The following is a 17079-nucleotide window of genomic DNA, read 5'->3' on the forward strand; positions in this document are numbered from 1 at the left end:
TGCTGAGGTTGGGAGATGGTCGTGAAACGGCAGCTGCCGTTTCCGCACACCGTCACTTCACGTTCAAGTCGACGATGACTCCCTGGTCGGCGCAGGCCGACTGCAACCCCGACAGGTGCGTTCCCAGTGGACCCATGAATGCCAGTCCCGCCATCCCGCTGTCGTCGTCCAGCCCCTGCATCTGCCACACCACGTCCACGATCGCCGTTCCGTGCTCGCGTAGCTTCTCGTACCGCGAATCCTCGAAGATCGCCCGTGCCTTCCGGTACTCGGCCTCGGTCATCTTCTTATCGACGGTGGTGTCACCGCCGGTGGTCTTGGGGCTGCCGTCCATCTTCTTCCCGGCGGCCATCGCCTTGCACGCGGCCACCCCCGAGTCCTCGCGGATGAACTGGTCGTACACGGCGTAACCGCCGAAGCCGAGGACAACGAACACGGCCAGGGCGACGGTCGCGGCAAGGAGGATCGGCTTCCCCGGCTTCCCCGCCGACGTGGGTGCCCACGCGGTGGTCCCGGCGTTCGGGTAGTCGTGCTTCTGCCCGTCGGGGCTGACCCACTGCTGCTGCGGGCTGGTGTCCTGCGGGCTGCCGGGGTACTGCGGCATGGTCACGATCACTCCTTGGTCGGATACTCGGTTGATGCTGGCCGGTCGGGTCGGCCCAATGGGAGCGACGTCGGCTTGGTGACAGCGAGTGTGGCCAGCTGAGGGACCCGGCTCCACTGGTCGGGCCCGGCATGCACCAACCCGCACCCGAAGGCCGACCCGAAAAGCCACGCCATCTCGCCAGTTTTCTGCGGCTCGATGCCGCAAGCGCAAAGATCGCCAAGCTTTCGGGTAGGGGCCCATAGGTGGTACGGCAAATCCTGCTGCCGCCGCCGAACCCGCAGTCGCCTACTCGACAGACGCCCGCCTGAAAGGACCATCCCGCCGCCTGGCTCACCGCCAGCACACTCGGCCGGTGACGAAAGCACTCACCACCAAACAAACCATCGGCATCACCCTCGCCGGACTACTCGGGGTGTGCTGCTGCGGCAGCGGCCTTGCCGGCGCATTCGGCGACAACAATGACACGAAGCCCGTATCGGCACCGACGGCGTCCGCAACGGTAGAGGCGCGGAAACTCGGCGATGCACTCGCCACCGTCACCCCCACCCCCGACGACACGCCAACCCCCACTCCGAGCCCCACCCCGAAAAAGACCAACAAGCCGAAACCCGCCCCGTACTACAAGAACTGCGACGCGGTCAGGGCAGCCGGTGACGCCCCGTTGTTCGAGGGCGAGCCCGGCTACCGGCCCGGGTTGGACCGAGACGGCGACGGGGAAGCCTGCGAGCCGGGCGGCGGCAACGGCGACCTGGGCGGCTACGACGACACCAACGGCGACGTCTACTACGCCAACTGCACGGCGGTACGCGCGGCGGGCGCGGCCCCGATCCGACGCGGCGACCCCGGGTACTCACGGAAACTGGACCGCGACGGCGACGGGATCGCCTGCGAGTAGCCGCAGTCGCCTGGGGGCCTCCGCCAGCTCAGAACCTGTCAGCGACGGCGATGGCAGCCCGTTTCGCCTTCGGGGCCCAATCCACCCGCTGGACAAAGTGGGCCACCGTCATCACCTCCACGCACGCCTGCCGGCGCCGCCCGCCCTCCCCCTTCGGACTCGACCGGAGGAGTTCACGACCCGGACCAGCCTTGATTCTCCTGAGTGATCAGGAGGTGACTTGAATGAGTATTCATGTTTGACTACCTGCATGGGGGCGGGGGGAGCACGGCTGTCGATCGACTGCGGTAGCGCCAGCACCGTGGCCGTGTTGGCTTGGGCTGAGGGTGGGGCAACGGTATTGCCGTTCGACGGCCTGCCCTACCTGCCCAGCGGCTTGTTCCTCGCCGAGGGTGGACAGGTGCAGACGGGCCGGCAGGCGTGGCAGGCCGCCGAGGCCGGGACTGCGTAGATTTCCGTGTTTGACCTGGGTGTGGTCCGTTGGACAGGACGTTGATCCTGTCCGGGAAGGACCACGTCATGGCAGACAAGAAGAACGTTGCTCAGCTTCCTGAACCGACGGGGGCTGAGGTGGAGTTCGCGCGGCAGCTGGTCGAGCGGGCCAAGGCCGACGGAGTTTCGTTGGTCGGCCCGGGTGGCCTCCTCGCGGGGATCACCCGCACCGTCCTGGAATCAGCGCTTGATGCCGAGCTGGATGCGCACCTCGACGAGGTCGGCGTCGACGAGGCGACCGGCCGGCGGATCAACATCCGTAACGGGCACGGGGCGAAGACGGTGCAGACCGAGGTCGGGCCGGTGCGGATCCAGGTTCCCCGGGATCGGGCCGGGTCGTTCACGCCGCGGATCGTGCCCAAGCATGCCCGTCGTTTGGACGGGTTCAACGAGGCGATCCTGTCGTTGTACGCGAAAGGCCTGACGACCGGCGAGATTGCCGCGCACCTGGCGGACGTATACGACGCGGACGTGTCGCGGGAGTTGATCAGCCGGGTCACTGACAGCGTCGTGGAGGAGATGGAAGCGTGGCGGCAGCGGCCCCTGGACAGGGTGTATCCGGTGGTGTTCATCGACGCCCTGGTGATGAAGATCCGGCAGGGGCAGGTCGCGAACCGGCCCGTCTACGTGGCGGTCGGGATCAGCCTCGACGGGGAACGCGACGTCCTCGGAATGTGGGCCGGCACCGGCGGTGAGGGCGCCAAGCAGTGGGCCGGCTACCTCACCGAACTACGCAACCGGGGTGTCGAGGATGTGTTCATGGTCTGCTCCGACGGCCTCAAGGGCATGACCGACGCGATCGAGCAGGTCTGGCCGCAGGCGGTCCACCAGCAGTGCGTCGTGCACCTCGTGCGGGCCAGTCTGCGCTATACGAACCGGAAGGACTGGCAGAAGATCACCCCCGCGTTGCGGGAGATCTACACGGCTCCGACCGTGACGGCTGCGGAGGCCCGGTTCGAGGCGTTCGCCGCCGAGTTCGGTGACCAGTACCCGGCGGTGATCCGGCTGTGGCGGACCTCGTGGCCGCAGTTCGTGCCGTTCCTCGACTACGACCACGAGGTCCGCAAGGTCCTCTACACCACCAACATCATCGAAAGCCTCAACGCCCGGTTCCGGCAAGCCGCCCGCCGACGCGGGCACTTCCCCACCGAGCAGGCCGCGATGAAAGTCCTCTACCTCGTCGTTCAACAGAAACACCGAGGCGGCAGCAGCATCACCGGCCGGGTCTACGGTTGGCCAAAGCCCTCAACGCCCTGGTCCTCGCCTACGGCGACCGGATCACCATCTAACAACCTCGATCACACCCAGCGGTCAAACACGGAAAACGCCACACTCCCCTCGGAGGGCCCCGGGCTCCGGAATGATCGGGACAGTGGGCCATCTGCGAATGAAGCTTCCACCGGGGAGGTCGACGCGGACGATGACGTGGGCCTGTCTGCGGATCTCGTGCCGCTGTTGCCCGCCGCTCGTACTGCCCGCGACGAGCTGATTCGCGAAGGCCACACGGTCAGCCGCGATGCCCTCGCGCGCCGGTTACGCCGCAACGGCCATTCCCTCCGCAACAGCGGTGTCTCGGAACTCCTTGCCGCTATCCGGCCGAAGACCTCTCTGGCCGTCGGTTCCCGGCCGCTGTCCGCAGCCGGTGATCCTCACCTCGTCGCTTCGCTCGCGCAGAGGCCGGTGTCCCCGGCCCCGGTTCGCGCTGACCGGCGGTCTTGATCGGGGCGTGGAGGTCGACGTGGATAGGCACGGCAGCCCGGCCGGGCTGCCGTGCCGAACACCGTCAGGAGGCACCAGAGATGACCGACCATCCACCCACGCGCCGCACCGTTGAGGTCGACGCTGATGTGTACGACGTGTTGGCGCGCACTGCCGCAAGTCGAGACACCGACGTCAACGGCGCGCTGCGCTACCTGATCGAGGCGCCGACGCCTCGGACCGTCGCGGACGACGACGAGGACTGAGTCGGCATACGGAACACGTCGCCCGGCTCGCGATGGCGGACCGGGCGACGTGTTCTGCGGGTCCTCGTGGTCCCTACGCGGGTGCAGCGCCGGCCGCCTCGGCTGCGGCGAGGAGTCGTTGCGCGGTGCGCGGGGTGATGCCGAGTTGTTGAGCAAGGATCACGCCGAGCCCACGCCGGTCCTGCCCGGCGGCGTCGGCCTCGGCGAGGAGCGTGACGGCGGCCTGGAGGCGCGGGTCGTCGGCATACGGGTGCGGCTGGCGGGCACCGGTCGCGCCGAGGGGTCGGCCGGTGGACTGCCGGCCGGTGCGGGCGTCGGCGATAGCCCATATGGTGCGGCGGAACCACAGGCGGCGGGCCCGTCCGTCGGGCAGCGTCTCGATCCGGTCGGGATGGTGGAGCAGGGTATCGGGCAGGTTGCGGTAGGAGCCGTAGCCGAGGACTTTCGCTGCTGCGCCCGAGCCGAGGAGATCCTCCGGGTCACCGCGGCGGTCGACCTTCGTCAGCTCGGCGCGTTTCGCTCTCAGGTGGGCGGTGTGGAACGCCTCGATGTCGTCGAGCCAGAACCACTCACGCCCGTCGTGCGGGAAGCCTTCGGGGAAGCCGAAGCGGGCGCGGTGGCTGCGCCAGTGGATGACGGTGGAGTAGGCCGTGCCGGTGTGCGCGGCGACTCCGGCCCGGTCGAGGGCGGTCCGTCCGTCGATGACCTGTCGTGCCACGCCGTTCATCTTCCTCTCCGGCCAGCGGCTGCCGCTCGCATGGTCGAGGTGGCGGTGGCTCGGCCGGAGGGCCGGGTACGTCCTGGCTCGATGGGCGGCCGTGTGCTCAGCGGCCCCGCAGCGGGCGAGGTGACCGGCCGGGCGGTGCCCGCACTTCCGGGTCCGCCCGCCGGTCACCGGTCCCACCCGGTCACGTGGGTGGGCGTAGCACCTTCCAGGCCACCTGCGCCATGCGGTCGATGCGCAGCGCGGCCAGTTTCGCGCGGGTGGCGGGCTTGAGCGCGTCGTACACGGTCAGGATCGCGGCGGCGGTGGTCGCGTCCACCAGCACCCCGTCGATCTTGCGGCACGCGCCGCCCTTCGCCTCGCGCAGCAACTCGATGACACGGGGGTCACCTGCGGTGGCGTCGTCGGGGAGCGCGTCGATGTCGGCCAGCCCTTCGCAGTCGGGGCAGGTGACAAGGTGCGGGTCCTCGGTGATCCGGCCCACCGGCACGCGCTCCGCCCCGCACACCGGCCCGACCCGGCGGCGGGCCTTCGCGTGGGTGAGGACGGGCCACCCGGGCGTCCCCGTGTCGGTGGTCATGGTGTCTTCCCCGTCGGGTGGGTCCAGATGCCGAGCGGGTGGCCAGGCGCGATCCGGCCTCGGCCGGGGACGAGGGTTGCGAACACGTCGGAATACCGTTCGTGGAGTTGGCCCCGGGTGCGCATGAGGTGTTTGCCTCGGGTGAGTTTCGCGGGCAGGGCCTCGACCACCCGCCCGATCAGGCCGTACAGGTCCCGGGCCTCGATGAGGTCGGCGCAGCCGTCGCATGCCGACCAGCCTTCGCCCCATGCCTGGGTGAAGGCGTGCTCGGTGTCGGTGCGGCGTACCCGTGCCGCGTGGTGTCGAGTCTGGTAGTCGCCTACGGCGAAGACTCGTGCGGTGACTCGACGGGCGTCGGTGAGCTGGTTGGCGCACCGGTAGATCCAGGCGGCCTCCGGTGCGGAGCAGAAGTCACAGTCGATGATTGGGTCGGGGATCTCGGTGACGGGTGCGGGCTCGGGGCGGTGGTCGCTGGGCTGGCCGCGCTGCTCGGCCGCGTGCAGGTACTCGACGATCACGCCTCGGTTGTTGAGGCGGACGTTGAGCGCGCGACGGCAGCGGCGGCAGTAGAACGGCTCCGGGACCGGCACCGCACTTGCGTCGAGCCCTGCGCTCCCGGCAGGACGGGCGGGTTCTGCCGATTGCGGGGAGTGGGGTGGCATCACTGGTCGCCTCCGTCCTGGTGGCGGATGGGCTCCGTTGGGGTGGGGTGGGCGGGGCCGAGGGTCAGGCCGAGGCGCAGGGTTGCGAGGTCGACCAGGCGTCGCAGCAGGCTCGCCGTGCCGGTGCTGAGGTCAGGGTCGTAGTCGTGGGCGATGCGGCAGGCCTCGCGCACCGCCACGCACGCGGCGGTAAGGGCGGCCTCCAGGGCGGCGCGGTCGTCGGCCCGGGTGGCTCGCCTGACGTTCGCTGCCGGGTAGGTGCGCTGGTCACCGGTGGGAAAGCGGAGGGTGTAGTGGCGAGCGTAGGTGGTGTGCGGGGTGGAATAGCAGACATCGGTGACGGTGCCGAGGCGGTACTCGACCGGGTCGGCCGGGTTGATCACCCGGGCGGTGTCGCCGTACTCCAGAGACCGGTACATCGGGACTCCGTTCAGGGGTGCGTGCTCGTGGGATAGCCGTTCTCGGGGGTGCCGCGCGGCCCGGGGTGGGACTGGGTCGCGCGGCACCCGTCCCGGCGGTCAGGGTTGGGCGGCGGCCGGTGGGCCGTCGGCACCGCCGGGGGTGGTCGGTGGCCAGGTGGTCCCCTCGGTGGGGAACGGCGGGGCGGCCTTCACGTGGGGCAGGCCGGGATCGAGTTTCTGGCCGATGCGGTCGAGGCTGACCGCTCCGTACGCGGTCAGGTGCGCGCCCACGGCGAGGGCCTGCGCGCCGGTGAGCAGGACGACGAGGCGACGGGCGTGGGTGTCGTGGACCCGCAGCTCGACGTGACCGGTGGTCAGCGGCCGGACCGGGAGGAACCGTTCGACCTGCGCGCCTCCGGGTGCCGTCGCCCAGATCGCCGCGCACAGCGCGTTCCACTGCTCGTTGACGAGGCTTTCCCAGTACTCCGCACGGGCGGTGAGGGTGGCATGTTCGGCCTGGCTGGTGGAGTGTTCGGCGAGCGCGCGGGCGACCTCGGCAGCCGCGAAATTCGCGCACACCCGGTTGGCCAGCGCGATCATGGTCCCGGCGGTGTGTTCCGGCGTCGGCAGCGTCGTCACGGCAGGCTCCGGTGGAGGCGGGGGCGTCGAGGCAGGCGGGGTGGGGGTGGTGTCGGCGGCGGGGTGCGCGCCGGTACCGGAGCCGGGCGGGGTGTTCCCGCGCCGGCCCCAATGCCGGCCCACCTCAGACCGCCAACAGCTCGAACGCCCGGGCCTTGAGGTCCGCTCCGGCACCGGTCAGCGCCCGCGTCGCGCGGACGAGGTTGGTCTTGGCGGGGGCGAAGTGGTCCACGTACTCGGTGATGGCCTGGTAGCCGGCCCACCGGGTGCCCTTGATCGCCTTCTGCGTGTCCGCGTCGCGGATGAGGTAGCGCAGCGTCGCGGTGCGCTGCTTCGCGTTGTTGCGCGCCGTGTCGGAGGCGTCGTCGGCGAGGGGCCACACCTGCGCGACGATCTTCTCGAACTCGCCCATGGTCAACGACTCGTTGATCATCTTCTCGGCTTCGGTCTCGAACGCGTCGAACGCCTTCCACATCAGGCCGAGGGCCTGCCGCGCCTCGGCGATCTTGCTGGTCACGTTCGAGGTGTGCCGGAACGTGTACGAGCTGCGCGACCGCTGGTAGGCGAGGGCCTGGGTGTTCGCGCAGACGATCCGTACCGGGGTCGCGTCGAGGCGCAACGAGGCGGTGCCGTCGTGGGAGGTGGTGGCCGCGAGGTACAGGTCCATGTCGTCCACCCCGGCAATACGCATCGCCGTCGGCAGCTTCATGGTCACGAACACCGAGCGGCCCTTCCGCATCGAGCCGGCGGTCTCGAAGTGCGCGCCGGAGGCGTCGACCAGGAGGTTGAGGGTTTCGGCGACCTGCTCGTTCTGCACCACCGAGTAGTCCTCGCCGACCACCCCGAGGTACTCGGTCTGCCCGGTGGCCGGGTTGGTGCGCACGGTCATGTACTTGTCGGGGCAGTCGACCTTCGTCACCCCGCGCTCGGTGACCTCGATGCCCTGAAGGGCGATCTTGCGGACCTCCCAGCCGCCGAGCCACGCCTTGCTCATGACCTCCTGGGCGGTCATGCAGGAGTCGGTGACGGTGCCGAGTTGGTGCCAGGCGGTCAGCCGTGCGGAGGCGAAGGCCGTCTGGCCGTTGGCGAGGGTTTCCAGTTCGTGTGCCACGGTGGCACCCCTTCCCGGTCGTGTGATGTTCGGGTAGGCGGCGGGCCGGGGCTTTCCGGCCCCGGCCGCGCCGTCAATATCAATGTTTCCTACCTCCACGTGTCGATCAAGGCGATCGGTTCGAGTCGATGGAGGTTTCTGCGGCGAATCTGACGCCCGCCGCCAAGCGCGGCCTACCGGGTGTCGGTGGCCGGGCGTAGCCGCCCATCCGGCCCGTACAGGTACGCGCGGACGGTTGTGAACGGGGCCGGTAGGTACACGGCGAACCGGTGTTCGGGGATGAACCGGGTTCGGTAGGTGCGGGTGACGCCCAACAGGTACCGGTCGGGTTTGTCGCCGTACGACCCCGGCGGGATGATGCCCGCCCCGGGCCGGTCGGCACGGGCGCGGCGGTGCCGACCGAGCGCGATGTGCGGGCACAGCGACAGGGCGGCGGTCATGCACTCGGGGTGCCCCGGCGGGTCCGCGTAGCGCATCAACTCAGCGGCTCTCGGTCCGCCGAGGAACGCCACCCAATAGCCCATCGGCTCACCGCACAGCGAGCACCTCCGTTCGACCGCGAGGCGGGTCGAGACGGTGGTGTTGATCGTGGTGAAGTCCACGTGCGACCCGCCGCCCGTCGAGTCGGGGTGGATGTTGACCGGCGGGATGGGCAGGCCGCGCCGCGCGTCATGGGGACGCGCGGCCAGCGAGGGCGGAATGTCGGGCCGGTCGGCGGCCGGGCCGGGAGCCAACGGACCGGTCACGAGGCACCGGCCGCGCGGGTCGGCCGGGCATCGGTCACGGTGACATGCGGTAGCTGCGCCCGCAGTACGGCGTGCGCCTGTTCCCATTGCGCCTCGGTCAGACACCGACTTACCGGTTCGAGGTGCGCGGCGGTCATCGTCACGGCCATGACGTCGGCCTCGTCCGCCGAGTCGAACACGGCCACCATGTCGCCCCCGGCCACCACATAGACGCGAGGGTCATCGGCGAGTGAGGCCACCGGGGCGGCACGGCGGTGCTCGGCCAGCCACCGCCCGACCACCTCCGCCGGGTCGCCGGTCAGGGTGCCGGTGTCGTAGCCCTCGTCATCGAGCCACCCGAGGTGATCGGCGACGGTCCAATCAGGATGGATGAGCCACGATTGCCGTACGGCCTGCCACATGGTCAGCCGTGCCGGGACGCCGATCGAGTCCGCCGGTTGCGAACCGTTCGGGCCGGGCACCGGGCATAACGGGGTGCCGTCGTGGTGGGACGTAGCCGGGCGTGAGGCGAACCCGTCGAGGGGCCAGTCACGCGGCGGCACGGTCCGGGCCGGTTCCCCGCATTCGGGGCAGCGCAGCGACCCCGGCGCGTGCATCGGGCCGTGGGGGTGGTCGTCGGGGGTGGTCATGGTCTGTTCCTTCCGTGGCGCTGGTGGGTGGGCGTGCGGGTGCCGGGGCCGGGCGTGGTGCCCGGCCCCGGCGGGGCGGTAGGTCAGGCCGCCACCGGCGCGGCGGCGGCCTCGTCGGTGCCGGCCTCGTCGGCGCTGGTTTCGTCACCGGTGGGCGGGGTGGTGTCGGTCTGGGGCACGGCCATGAACGCGCGAACCTCGGCGGTCGGGGCGGGCGGGTTGTCCGCGAGGGCGTAGGTTTCCGGGGCCTCCCGCGTCAGGATCAGCACCCCGAACCCGGTCAGCTTGTCCATGCCGTTGCGGACCGCCCCGGGGCTCCGTCCGCCGATCTCCCGGGCGACGGTGCCGGGGGTGACATCGTGGCCGGGTCCCAGGTCACGCATGAACGCCTCGACCCGATTACGCAACTCGTTCTTGCCCAGCTTGGCCGACCCGTCACTGTTGACCTCACCCGTTCCACGACCGGTGCCGGCCACCCGGCGGGCCGACGGGCGGCGAATCTTGCGGGTGTGCCCGCACGTCGGGCACGTGGAGTGCGTCGGGGCGTTGGCCGGGTCCACCGTGGCGAGGTCCCCGTCGCCGATCACCCACAGCTCGTCACCGTCCTCGGTGACCGGCAGGCGACGGGCAGCCCCGGCAACCTCCATCGCGGCGAGGATCGTGTCACCCATCGCCACCGACAGGCCGCTCTCATTGATCGCCGCGTCGGCCGTGATGCCGTCCGGGTGCCCACCGAGCACCCCCGCCATGATCAGCACTTTGAGGTCGGGCTGCGCCCCGACCGGTGCCCCGGACACGGGCACGCCGGATACCGGGGCGGGCACCCCGGACACCGGAGCCTCCGGCATCGTCGTCTCAGCCGTCGGGGCGTCGCTCGTGGGCGTCGGCGCGTCGCCGTCGGTCGGGGCGTCGTCGGTGACAGCCGCGTCGGGCGTGGTGACCGCGTCAGCCGCCGGGACGTCACCGGTGGGCGACGGCGCGTCGGTCGGGGCGGACGTCGCGTCATCGGCCGCCGCAGCGTCGTCGGTGAGGGCGGCGGGCTCGATGGTGTCCGGCGTCGTGTCCGGGGCGTCCTGCTCGGGTGCGGTGTCCGGCGACGCGTCATCGGCCGCCGGGGCGTCGGGGGTGAGGTGCCAGACGTCAGCGCTCTTACGGTTGCCCTTGGCCGGGTCGGAGGTGCGGGCGGCGGTACCAGCGGCCTCCATGGCCGCGAGCGCCTCGGTCACCACCGACAGCGGCAGGTTCCCCTGTCCGGCCAACTTGCGGGCGGTGACGCCCGGGTGGCGACGCAGTTCCTCGGCGACGGCGGACCGGGCCTCGTTGGTGCCGGGGGTGAGACTGATGTTTGCGGTCATGGCAGAACACCTCCACAAAAAGGGGTCGACAATAGCGATTCCGCATGCGCGGCGCGCATCCTTTTCTGCGGTTTCGCTGGGGCGGTTTTTGTTGCCCACGTCCATGGACGCTCGACGCCCGATAGTTGTCAACCCCGCCCACCAAGACTCTTTAAATGGTTCGCGTCGCGCTCCATTCGGGAATCCGTCGCCACGTCCCGCAATGCCATTTGACGGCCCTCACATCGCCGCCACGCCCCCTGCCGCGCCGCCCCCTACCGCTGCACAGGGACGGCGGCGACACGCCGGCAGGGCGGGGCGGCAGCCTCCCCACTTTCGGCGACACTCCCCGTACCCGTGGCCGGAATGCGCGGCGGACGGCGGCCGTCGTGGCCGCTTTCGCATGGTGCGGAAAATCACTTCACCGCTTTACAGGGGCACCCCTTTGCGTCGCATAAACGGAATGGGGTCAACGGCATTGTCCTCGGTGGCGGGATAACCGTCGTGGGCCTCGTAATGCAGGTGCGGGCCGGAGGAGTTTCCGGAGCTGCCGACGTAGCCGATCGGCTGTCCCGCCGTCACCGGCTCGCCTACCGTCACGGCCGGCTGTCGGATCAGGTGGCAGTAACGCGTCACCACGTCGCCCGGGTGGCGGATCTCCGCGTACCAGCCGCACCCACCGAGGCCGGGGTATCCGTCGCTGTCGCACGGCATCGGCCCGCCGGTGGGTTCCCACGAGTCACCGCCGACGTTGCAGCGCACCCGCACGACGACACCGCCCGCCGCCGCCCGGACAACCGTCCCTCTCGCCGCCATGATGTCGACCCCGTCGTGGCCGGGCCGGTCGCCAGTACGGAAACCGGAAACCGCCTCCCCCACCACCGGACGAGTCCACCCGCCGACCGGCACCTCCGCGCAGACAGGCGACGTCGCACCGGTCGTCGTCGCCCGTGTCTCGTGTGTGGCGTACGCGTCCGGATCCCCCGCCCGTCGCGCCACCCCAACGCAACCACCCCCACCCCCGCCGCCGAACACCGACGAGACGACTCCGGCGGTGGCGGCGGCGACCAGCAGCAACGCCCCGGCAAGTCCCACCGCGACCCCCACGGCTACCCGTCCCACGGCACACCGTCGGTAATCGGGGCGGGCAGCTCGGCCAGGCTCACCCGGTCACGGCGGCCCACCACCCGCCAGACCGGCCCCGCCGGACCCCGGGGGTCGGCGGTGGCGATGGCGACGCTCACCCCGTCGGGTAGCCCAACCCGGCGCAGGTGGGCGTGCAGGTTGGCCTCACGGGCGGCGGTGGGCAGCCAGAACAGCACCGGATACGCGCGGCGGGGCGGCAGTGCGGCGTAGCCGCCCAGCTTGCCCACGACCTGGCTCAGGGTCTCGGTGCCGAGGTCGACCTCGACCCAGAACGGCACCGCCCGCCCGTTGTCGGCCCACACGCCGTGTCCGTCCGGGCGTACCAGGTTGCCGCACGCCTCCCGACAGCGCGCCTCGTTCCACCACCGCACCAACCGCGTGCCGGGGTGCGCGCGGGCATGGGCGGTGAGCGCGACGAAGAACCCGTTCACCGTGAGCAGGTGCGCCAGCGTCGGGGACATGGCGAGTCGGGCGGTGGCGTCGCGTACGGCGGCGGGACGGGGCAACGGTTCGCCTCGTCCGGCGGCGAGCAGGGCCGCGCCGATCGGGCCGAGGGTCCACCTCCACGCTTGCGAGCCGGGCCGTTGGTAGTGGCGGAACCGGTCGAGGATGTCTCGATCGTGGAGGGTGTTGAGGCGGTTGCGGGCTCGGCCGACCGAGCCGAACGCGAGGTCGACGAGTTGGTCGGTGGTGAAGGTCCGGTGCTGGTCGAGCAGGTCGAGCAGGAGCCGGTCTCGGGAGGTGAGCCGGCCGAGTTCGGCGGCCACGACGGACGCCGTGAGGCGGGAACTGCCGGTGGCTGACGTACGGGTGGGAGGGATATCTCTTATCAGTCGGTTCCGGTCCACCAGTCCTCCTCACCGCCATCGACGTGCCCGTACAACGTGTTCATGGGGGCGTGTTCACCCGGCTGCTCACGGTCGTTGGAGTCCTCGTTTGGTCGCTCGTTGGAGCTCTCGTTAGACCACTCGGGGTCGGTGAACGTGTTGTGGCCGACCAGCTCGGTGACGGCAGGGTCGGCGGGCACGGGTGGCTCGACGTGGGCGGAGGAGGTGGCGGCTTCGCCGAGCAGGCGCCGCCGCTCGGCGACGGCGAGGCCGGTGTGGTCGCGGGCGGCACGGCGTAACGCATGCGCGCGGCCGGGTTGCGCCGATGGTGGCGGCTCTGTGTCGGCGGTGACCGGTGGAAGGACCCGGCCGCCGGCGACCGGCCGCAGGACGACCTCGTAGCCGCCGAGGCGGATCAGGTCCCCGTCGTCGAGGTATGGGCGCAGGTGGCGGGCCTGGTCGATGGCGTCGCGGGGGGCCAGGGCGAAGTACACCTTGTTGCGGGCGTTGGCGTCGATCGCGGCCACCATGTCGCCTGACAGCTGCCCGAGGTACTGGTGGGCCAGGACGAACGAGGTATGCAGGCCGCGGGCCTCGGCGAGGGCGTCATCGATGCCGATGGGCAGGTGCAGGAAGTTGTGGCATTCATCGAGGACGATCATCGCGTCGGGGCGGTCGTCTTCGGGGATGCGGGCGCGGGCGGTGGTGGCCTGCCACAGCCCGGCCAGGAGCAGGGAGCCGACCAGGCGGGTGCCGTCCTCACCGAGAATGCCCTTGGGTAGCCGGGCCAGCAGGACACCACCGTCGAGGATGTCGGCGAAGGAGAACGTGGTGGCCGGCACGCCGAACAGGCTGTTCGCCATCGGGTGCGCCATCACCAGCCGCAGCCGGGACAACAGCGGAGCGACGAGACCCGAGCGTTGCGCGGCGGGCAGATCGTTGAACCCCTCCCAGAACTCGCCGAGGGTGTTGCCCTCCCACGCGTTCAACCTGCTGACCACCGCGTTCACCCGGTCGGTCCGCCACGAGGCGTCCGACAGCAGCCTGGGGAGGTGGGCGAGGGTGGCGTCGTCGAAGTGGGCGAGGGTGAGCAGGCCGTGGTAGCAGATGTCGGCGGTGCGGTGCCCCCACCACCGCGACCACACCTTCGCCATCACCGCCGTCAGGTTCGCGGCCACATCGTGCGCGCTGCCGCCGTGCACGCTCGGGTCCAGCAGGTTGATCGCCGGCGGGGCAGCCCGCTCGGCGGGGTCGATGAGCACCAGGCGATCACCACATGACGCGGGTAGCCGGGCGAGCAGGTCACGGATCAGGTCGCCCTTGGCCGGGTCGAAGGCTGCCACGCCGCGCCCGGCGTCGACATCGTCGAGGATCATCCGCATCAGCAGGGTCGTCTTGCCGGTGCCGGTCGGGCCGAGGGCGTGTACGTGGTAGCGGCAGTCGGTCAGGGAGATCCCGACCCGCATCGCGGGCCCGGCGTTGGCGACACCGATGACCTTGCCGCCCAGGCCGTGCCGCTGCTCGCGCGACACCAGGTGCAGCCGGCGGCCCGCCGGGCCGGGATCGGACGGGGGCACCCCCGGGTAAGTGGTCATGGGCTACTCCAGACAGTGGGTGCGTCGACGGCGGTCGCCTCGACCGGTGTGGTGTCGGGGCCGTCCGTGGCTTGGCCGATGGTGCGGAAGACCTCGCGGGTGGCGGCCCGGCGGCGCGATGCCGCGCCGGGCAGGCTGTAGGCGGTGGGTTCGGCGGGTAGTCCGGCGAGCGCGGCGGCTTCGCCGATGCCGGCCAGGCTCATCCGGGACGCCGGCATCCACCGGTCGGCCACGGCACGGGTGCCGCGCCGGAGCCGACGGCGGGTGAAGTGGGGCGACAGCAGCCCGAAGCCGGAACTGACATCGGCGGCGGCAGCCGACGCGGCAGCCCGGGTCGGGCCGACCGCGACCGTCTGCACGGCCACCAGCAGATGCGGCGCGTCGGTGAACTTCACCCGCGCCTGCCGCGCCAACTCCGACGCGTACGGGTCCAGCCGACCGGTGGGGTGCCGACGGATGCCGGACCCAGGGGTGATCAGGTCGAACGTCGCCTGGAGGACGGCGCGGGCGACGCCTCGGGGGTGGCGGGCACGGTGCGGGTGGGTCATCGCCCGGCGGAGCTGCCGCAGCCGGTGGGCCGGTGCCCGACCGAGGTGGACCTGCAGCAGCGCGCCGCCGGTGCGCCCGGCGGAGACCAACCCGCCGTAGACGGCGCGCAGCCGGTCGTCCTCCGGGGCGGCGACGTCCATCCCCCGCCGCGATGCCGGGGTGGTGTCGTCGACCAGCGGCAGCCACTCCGGTCGGGTCGGCCGCACCGCGAGCGCGACCACCGCGCCCACCGTCGGCACCGCCGGAGGCGCGCACTGGGCGGCGCGGACGCCGGGCCAGCCTCGGTGCAGCAGCCGCACCACCGCAGTCGGGTTGACCCCCGGCGGGAGCCACAGCCCGCAGCGCAGCCCGTCCGGGTCGGCGGCAACCTCCCAGACAATCCGCGTCGGCCGCAACGACCACTGGCGCGGAGCGGGTAACACGGTGGCGAGCAGCCGCCACAGGCCGACCGTCGCAGCCGGAGTCGCGGTCACCGGCGGGGTGATCTCCAACCACCGCGCCCGCGCGGCATGCCGACGCCAGACCCGCCGCCGGCACACCGCCCACCCCACCCGCACGGCGGCGAGCACAGTCAGGGCGGCGAGCAGCAGCGGCCACCGATCCCGCACCAGGTGCCATCCGGCGTCGGCGGCATCGGTGCCCCAGGAGCCACACCACAGCTCACCGACGAACGACCCGGGCACCCCCTCACGGCCGGGCACGCACACACCGGAAGGAGCCGGCACAGACGCACGCAAAATGACGGCGGAAACCATGGACACCTCCGTTCGAGAACAACTCACCTGCCGGTCGACGACGAGCGGGATCCGTGCACGGAGCACAGATCGCACGACAATCAGTTCACTACCCGCTGAATACACTGCCTGATGTACTGTTGAGGGTGTGGAGACCGTAACCCCCGGCCAAGCCCTTGCACGCTTCGGCCACGCGTTGTCGGACGCGACCCGGGCCCGACTGCTACTCGCCCTACGCGACGCGCCTGGCTACCCGGCTGACCTGGCCGATCTGCTTGGGGTAACCCGGCAGAACCTGTCCAACCATCTGGCCTGCCTGCGCGGCTGCGGCCTGGTCGTTGCCGTCCCCGAAGGTCGCCGCTCCCGCTACGAACTCGCCGATACCCGCATCCGCCACGCCCTCGACGACCTACTCGGCCTCGTCCTCGCCGTCGACCCCGCAGTCTGCCCCGATGCCGCCGACAAGGACTGCTGCTGATGAGCCTTCCGCTGCTGCCCGTCATGCCCGCAAGGCCAAACCCGGCGCGTCGCACCGTCCTGGCCCGCCGAATTCGGCTGTTGGTCGCCGCCACCATCGGCTACAACCTGATCGAGGCCGTCGTCGCCATCAGCGCCGGTGCCGCCGCGGACTCCACCGCGCTGATCGGGTTCGGCTTGGACTCGATCATCGAGGTCTCCTCCGCTGCGGCGGTCGCCTGGCAGTTCGCCGGCCACGACCCCGAAGCCCGGGAGAAAACCGCCCTGCGGATCATCGCGATCTCCTTCTTCGCGCTCGCCGCCTACATCTCCGTCGAATCCGCCCGCGCGCTACTCGGCGGCAGCGAGGCAGCGCACTCCACCATCGGCCTCATGCTCGCCGCACTCTCCCTCGCGTTCATGCCCGGCCTGTCCTATGCACAAAGACGGGCCGGCCGCGAGCTCGGCTCCCGCACCGCCGTCGCCGACTCCAAACAGACACTGCTGTGCACCTACCTATCCGCCGTCCTACTCGTCGGCCTCGGACTCAACAGCGTCCTGGGCTGGAACTGGGCCGACCCGATCGCCGCCCTGGTCATCGCCGCCGTCGCCCTCAAAGAAGGCCGAGACGCCTGGCGCGGAGAAACCTGCTGCGCCCCGGCACCCACCGACGAAGCCTCGGCCTGCACCGACCGGTGCTGCACCCCCGCGAACCAGACCACCTGACCAACCGCCGGCAGACCAGAACCCCTGACCTCGACAAAAGCCCTCCAGGCGCCGAGGAGGGTCAAGGCACCTCGAATATGTCGACACGCAGGACCACACAATCCGATGTTCTCTAAGGGATGTCTCGTAACTCGGTGGCGGTCCATGGTGGATCATGTTGTGGTGCAGGTGATCACGGCGGCGCGCTCGGAGTGGATCTTCCCGTTCACCGGGCTGCAGCCCGCCCAGTTCCGCAGGCTGGTCAGGCTGGTCGCCGAACGTG

The 17079-nt window shown here is 70.9% G+C and carries 18 protein-coding genes and 2 pseudogenes; 6 read left to right on the forward strand and 14 right to left on the reverse strand.

Going from position 1 to position 17079, the window contains the following annotated elements; all coding sequences use genetic code 11:
- Positions 1-52 precede the first annotated feature (52 nt).
- Positions 53-610: a hypothetical protein gene (locus JQN84_RS30800; RefSeq protein WP_204962094.1), complete on the reverse strand. Its 558-nt coding sequence runs from the start codon at positions 608-610 to the stop codon at positions 53-55.
- A gap of 349 nt (positions 611-959) precedes the next feature.
- Between JQN84_RS30800 and JQN84_RS32040 the strand changes: the two genes are divergently transcribed.
- From JQN84_RS32040 to JQN84_RS30820, 3 genes and pseudogenes are all read left to right on the forward strand, one after another.
- Positions 960-1502, forward strand: coding sequence for an excalibur calcium-binding domain-containing protein (locus JQN84_RS32040; protein ID WP_307821505.1), 543 nt, complete (start codon positions 960-962; stop codon positions 1500-1502).
- A gap of 519 nt (positions 1503-2021) precedes the next feature.
- Positions 2022-3283: pseudogene (locus JQN84_RS30810) on the forward strand (IS256 family transposase).
- A gap of 510 nt (positions 3284-3793) precedes the next feature.
- Positions 3794-3958 (forward strand): hypothetical protein, encoded by a 165-nt coding sequence (locus JQN84_RS30820; protein WP_204962095.1) that lies wholly within the window; start codon positions 3794-3796, stop codon positions 3956-3958.
- Positions 3959-4031: 73 nt separating this feature from the next.
- Here the strand turns inward: JQN84_RS30820 and JQN84_RS30825 are convergent, their stop codons facing one another.
- The 13 genes from JQN84_RS30825 to JQN84_RS30885 all read right to left on the reverse strand — a co-directional run bounded on the left by JQN84_RS30825 (position 4032) and on the right by JQN84_RS30885 (position 15602).
- The gene (locus JQN84_RS30825; RefSeq protein WP_204962096.1) at positions 4032-4685 is read right to left on the reverse strand and encodes a hypothetical protein; all 654 of its coding nucleotides are present in this window, start codon (positions 4683-4685) and stop codon (positions 4032-4034) included.
- A 181-nt stretch (positions 4686-4866) separates the two neighbouring features.
- Positions 4867-5262 (reverse strand): hypothetical protein, encoded by a 396-nt coding sequence (locus tag JQN84_RS30830; RefSeq protein WP_204962097.1) that lies wholly within the window; start codon positions 5260-5262, stop codon positions 4867-4869.
- Positions 5259-5852, reverse strand: coding sequence for a hypothetical protein (locus JQN84_RS30835; protein ID WP_307821506.1), 594 nt, complete (start codon positions 5850-5852; stop codon positions 5259-5261). The genes JQN84_RS30830 and JQN84_RS30835 overlap by 4 nt, the downstream gene beginning before the upstream one ends.
- 71 nt (positions 5853-5923) lie before the next feature.
- On the reverse strand, positions 5924-6343 hold the full coding sequence (locus JQN84_RS30840) for a hypothetical protein (RefSeq protein ID WP_204962099.1): 420 nt from the start codon (positions 6341-6343) through the stop codon (positions 5924-5926).
- Between the two features lie 99 nt (positions 6344-6442).
- Positions 6443-6964 (reverse strand): hypothetical protein, encoded by a 522-nt coding sequence (locus tag JQN84_RS30845; RefSeq protein ID WP_307821507.1) that lies wholly within the window; start codon positions 6962-6964, stop codon positions 6443-6445.
- A gap of 124 nt (positions 6965-7088) precedes the next feature.
- On the reverse strand, positions 7089-8075 hold the full coding sequence (locus tag JQN84_RS30850; protein ID WP_204962100.1) for a DUF932 domain-containing protein: 987 nt from the start codon (positions 8073-8075) through the stop codon (positions 7089-7091).
- 173 nt (positions 8076-8248) lie between these two features.
- Entirely contained in the window at positions 8249-8821 is a 573-nt protein-coding gene (locus tag JQN84_RS31850) for a hypothetical protein (RefSeq protein WP_307821508.1), read from the reverse strand.
- The gene (locus JQN84_RS30860; protein ID WP_239486520.1) at positions 8818-9450 is read right to left on the reverse strand and encodes a hypothetical protein; all 633 of its coding nucleotides are present in this window, start codon (positions 9448-9450) and stop codon (positions 8818-8820) included. Before JQN84_RS30860 ends, JQN84_RS31850 begins: the two co-directional genes overlap by 4 nt.
- An 83-nt stretch (positions 9451-9533) precedes the next feature.
- Positions 9534-10805 (reverse strand): hypothetical protein, encoded by a 1272-nt coding sequence (locus JQN84_RS30865; protein ID WP_204962101.1) that lies wholly within the window; start codon positions 10803-10805, stop codon positions 9534-9536.
- Between the two features lie 408 nt (positions 10806-11213).
- Positions 11214-11666, reverse strand: a complete 453-nt coding sequence (locus tag JQN84_RS32180) for a M23 family metallopeptidase (RefSeq protein ID WP_307821509.1) — start codon at positions 11664-11666, stop codon at positions 11214-11216.
- Between the two features lie 227 nt (positions 11667-11893).
- A complete protein-coding gene (locus JQN84_RS30875; RefSeq protein ID WP_204962103.1) occupies positions 11894-12697 on the reverse strand; it encodes a replication-relaxation family protein in 804 nt (267 codons plus the stop codon).
- Positions 12698-12759: 62 nt separating this feature from the next.
- Positions 12760-14352 carry a type IV secretory system conjugative DNA transfer family protein gene (locus tag JQN84_RS30880; RefSeq protein ID WP_204962104.1) on the reverse strand — a complete coding sequence of 531 codons (1593 nt, stop codon included), beginning with the start codon at positions 14350-14352 and terminating at the stop codon, positions 12760-12762.
- Positions 14349-15602 (reverse strand): hypothetical protein, encoded by a 1254-nt coding sequence (locus tag JQN84_RS30885; protein ID WP_204962105.1) that lies wholly within the window; start codon positions 15600-15602, stop codon positions 14349-14351. The genes JQN84_RS30880 and JQN84_RS30885 overlap by 4 nt, the downstream gene beginning before the upstream one ends.
- Positions 15603-15783: 181 nt before the next feature.
- Between JQN84_RS30885 and JQN84_RS30890 the strand changes: the two genes are divergently transcribed.
- The 3 genes and pseudogenes from JQN84_RS30890 to JQN84_RS32485 form a co-directional block, all read left to right on the forward strand.
- Complete coding sequence (locus JQN84_RS30890; RefSeq protein WP_204962106.1) at positions 15784-16113, forward strand: ArsR/SmtB family transcription factor; 330 nt, start codon at positions 15784-15786, stop codon at positions 16111-16113.
- On the forward strand, positions 16113-16817 hold the full coding sequence (locus JQN84_RS30895; protein WP_204962107.1) for a cation efflux transmembrane domain-containing protein: 705 nt from the start codon (positions 16113-16115) through the stop codon (positions 16815-16817). The genes JQN84_RS30890 and JQN84_RS30895 overlap by 1 nt, the downstream gene beginning before the upstream one ends.
- A 162-nt stretch (positions 16818-16979) precedes the next feature.
- Positions 16980-17079: pseudogene (locus tag JQN84_RS32485) on the forward strand (IS5/IS1182 family transposase); the annotation flags it as partial.

The organism is Micromonospora humidisoli, assembly GCF_016900955.1.
GTDB lineage: Bacteria > Actinomycetota > Actinomycetes > Mycobacteriales > Micromonosporaceae > Micromonospora > Micromonospora wenchangensis.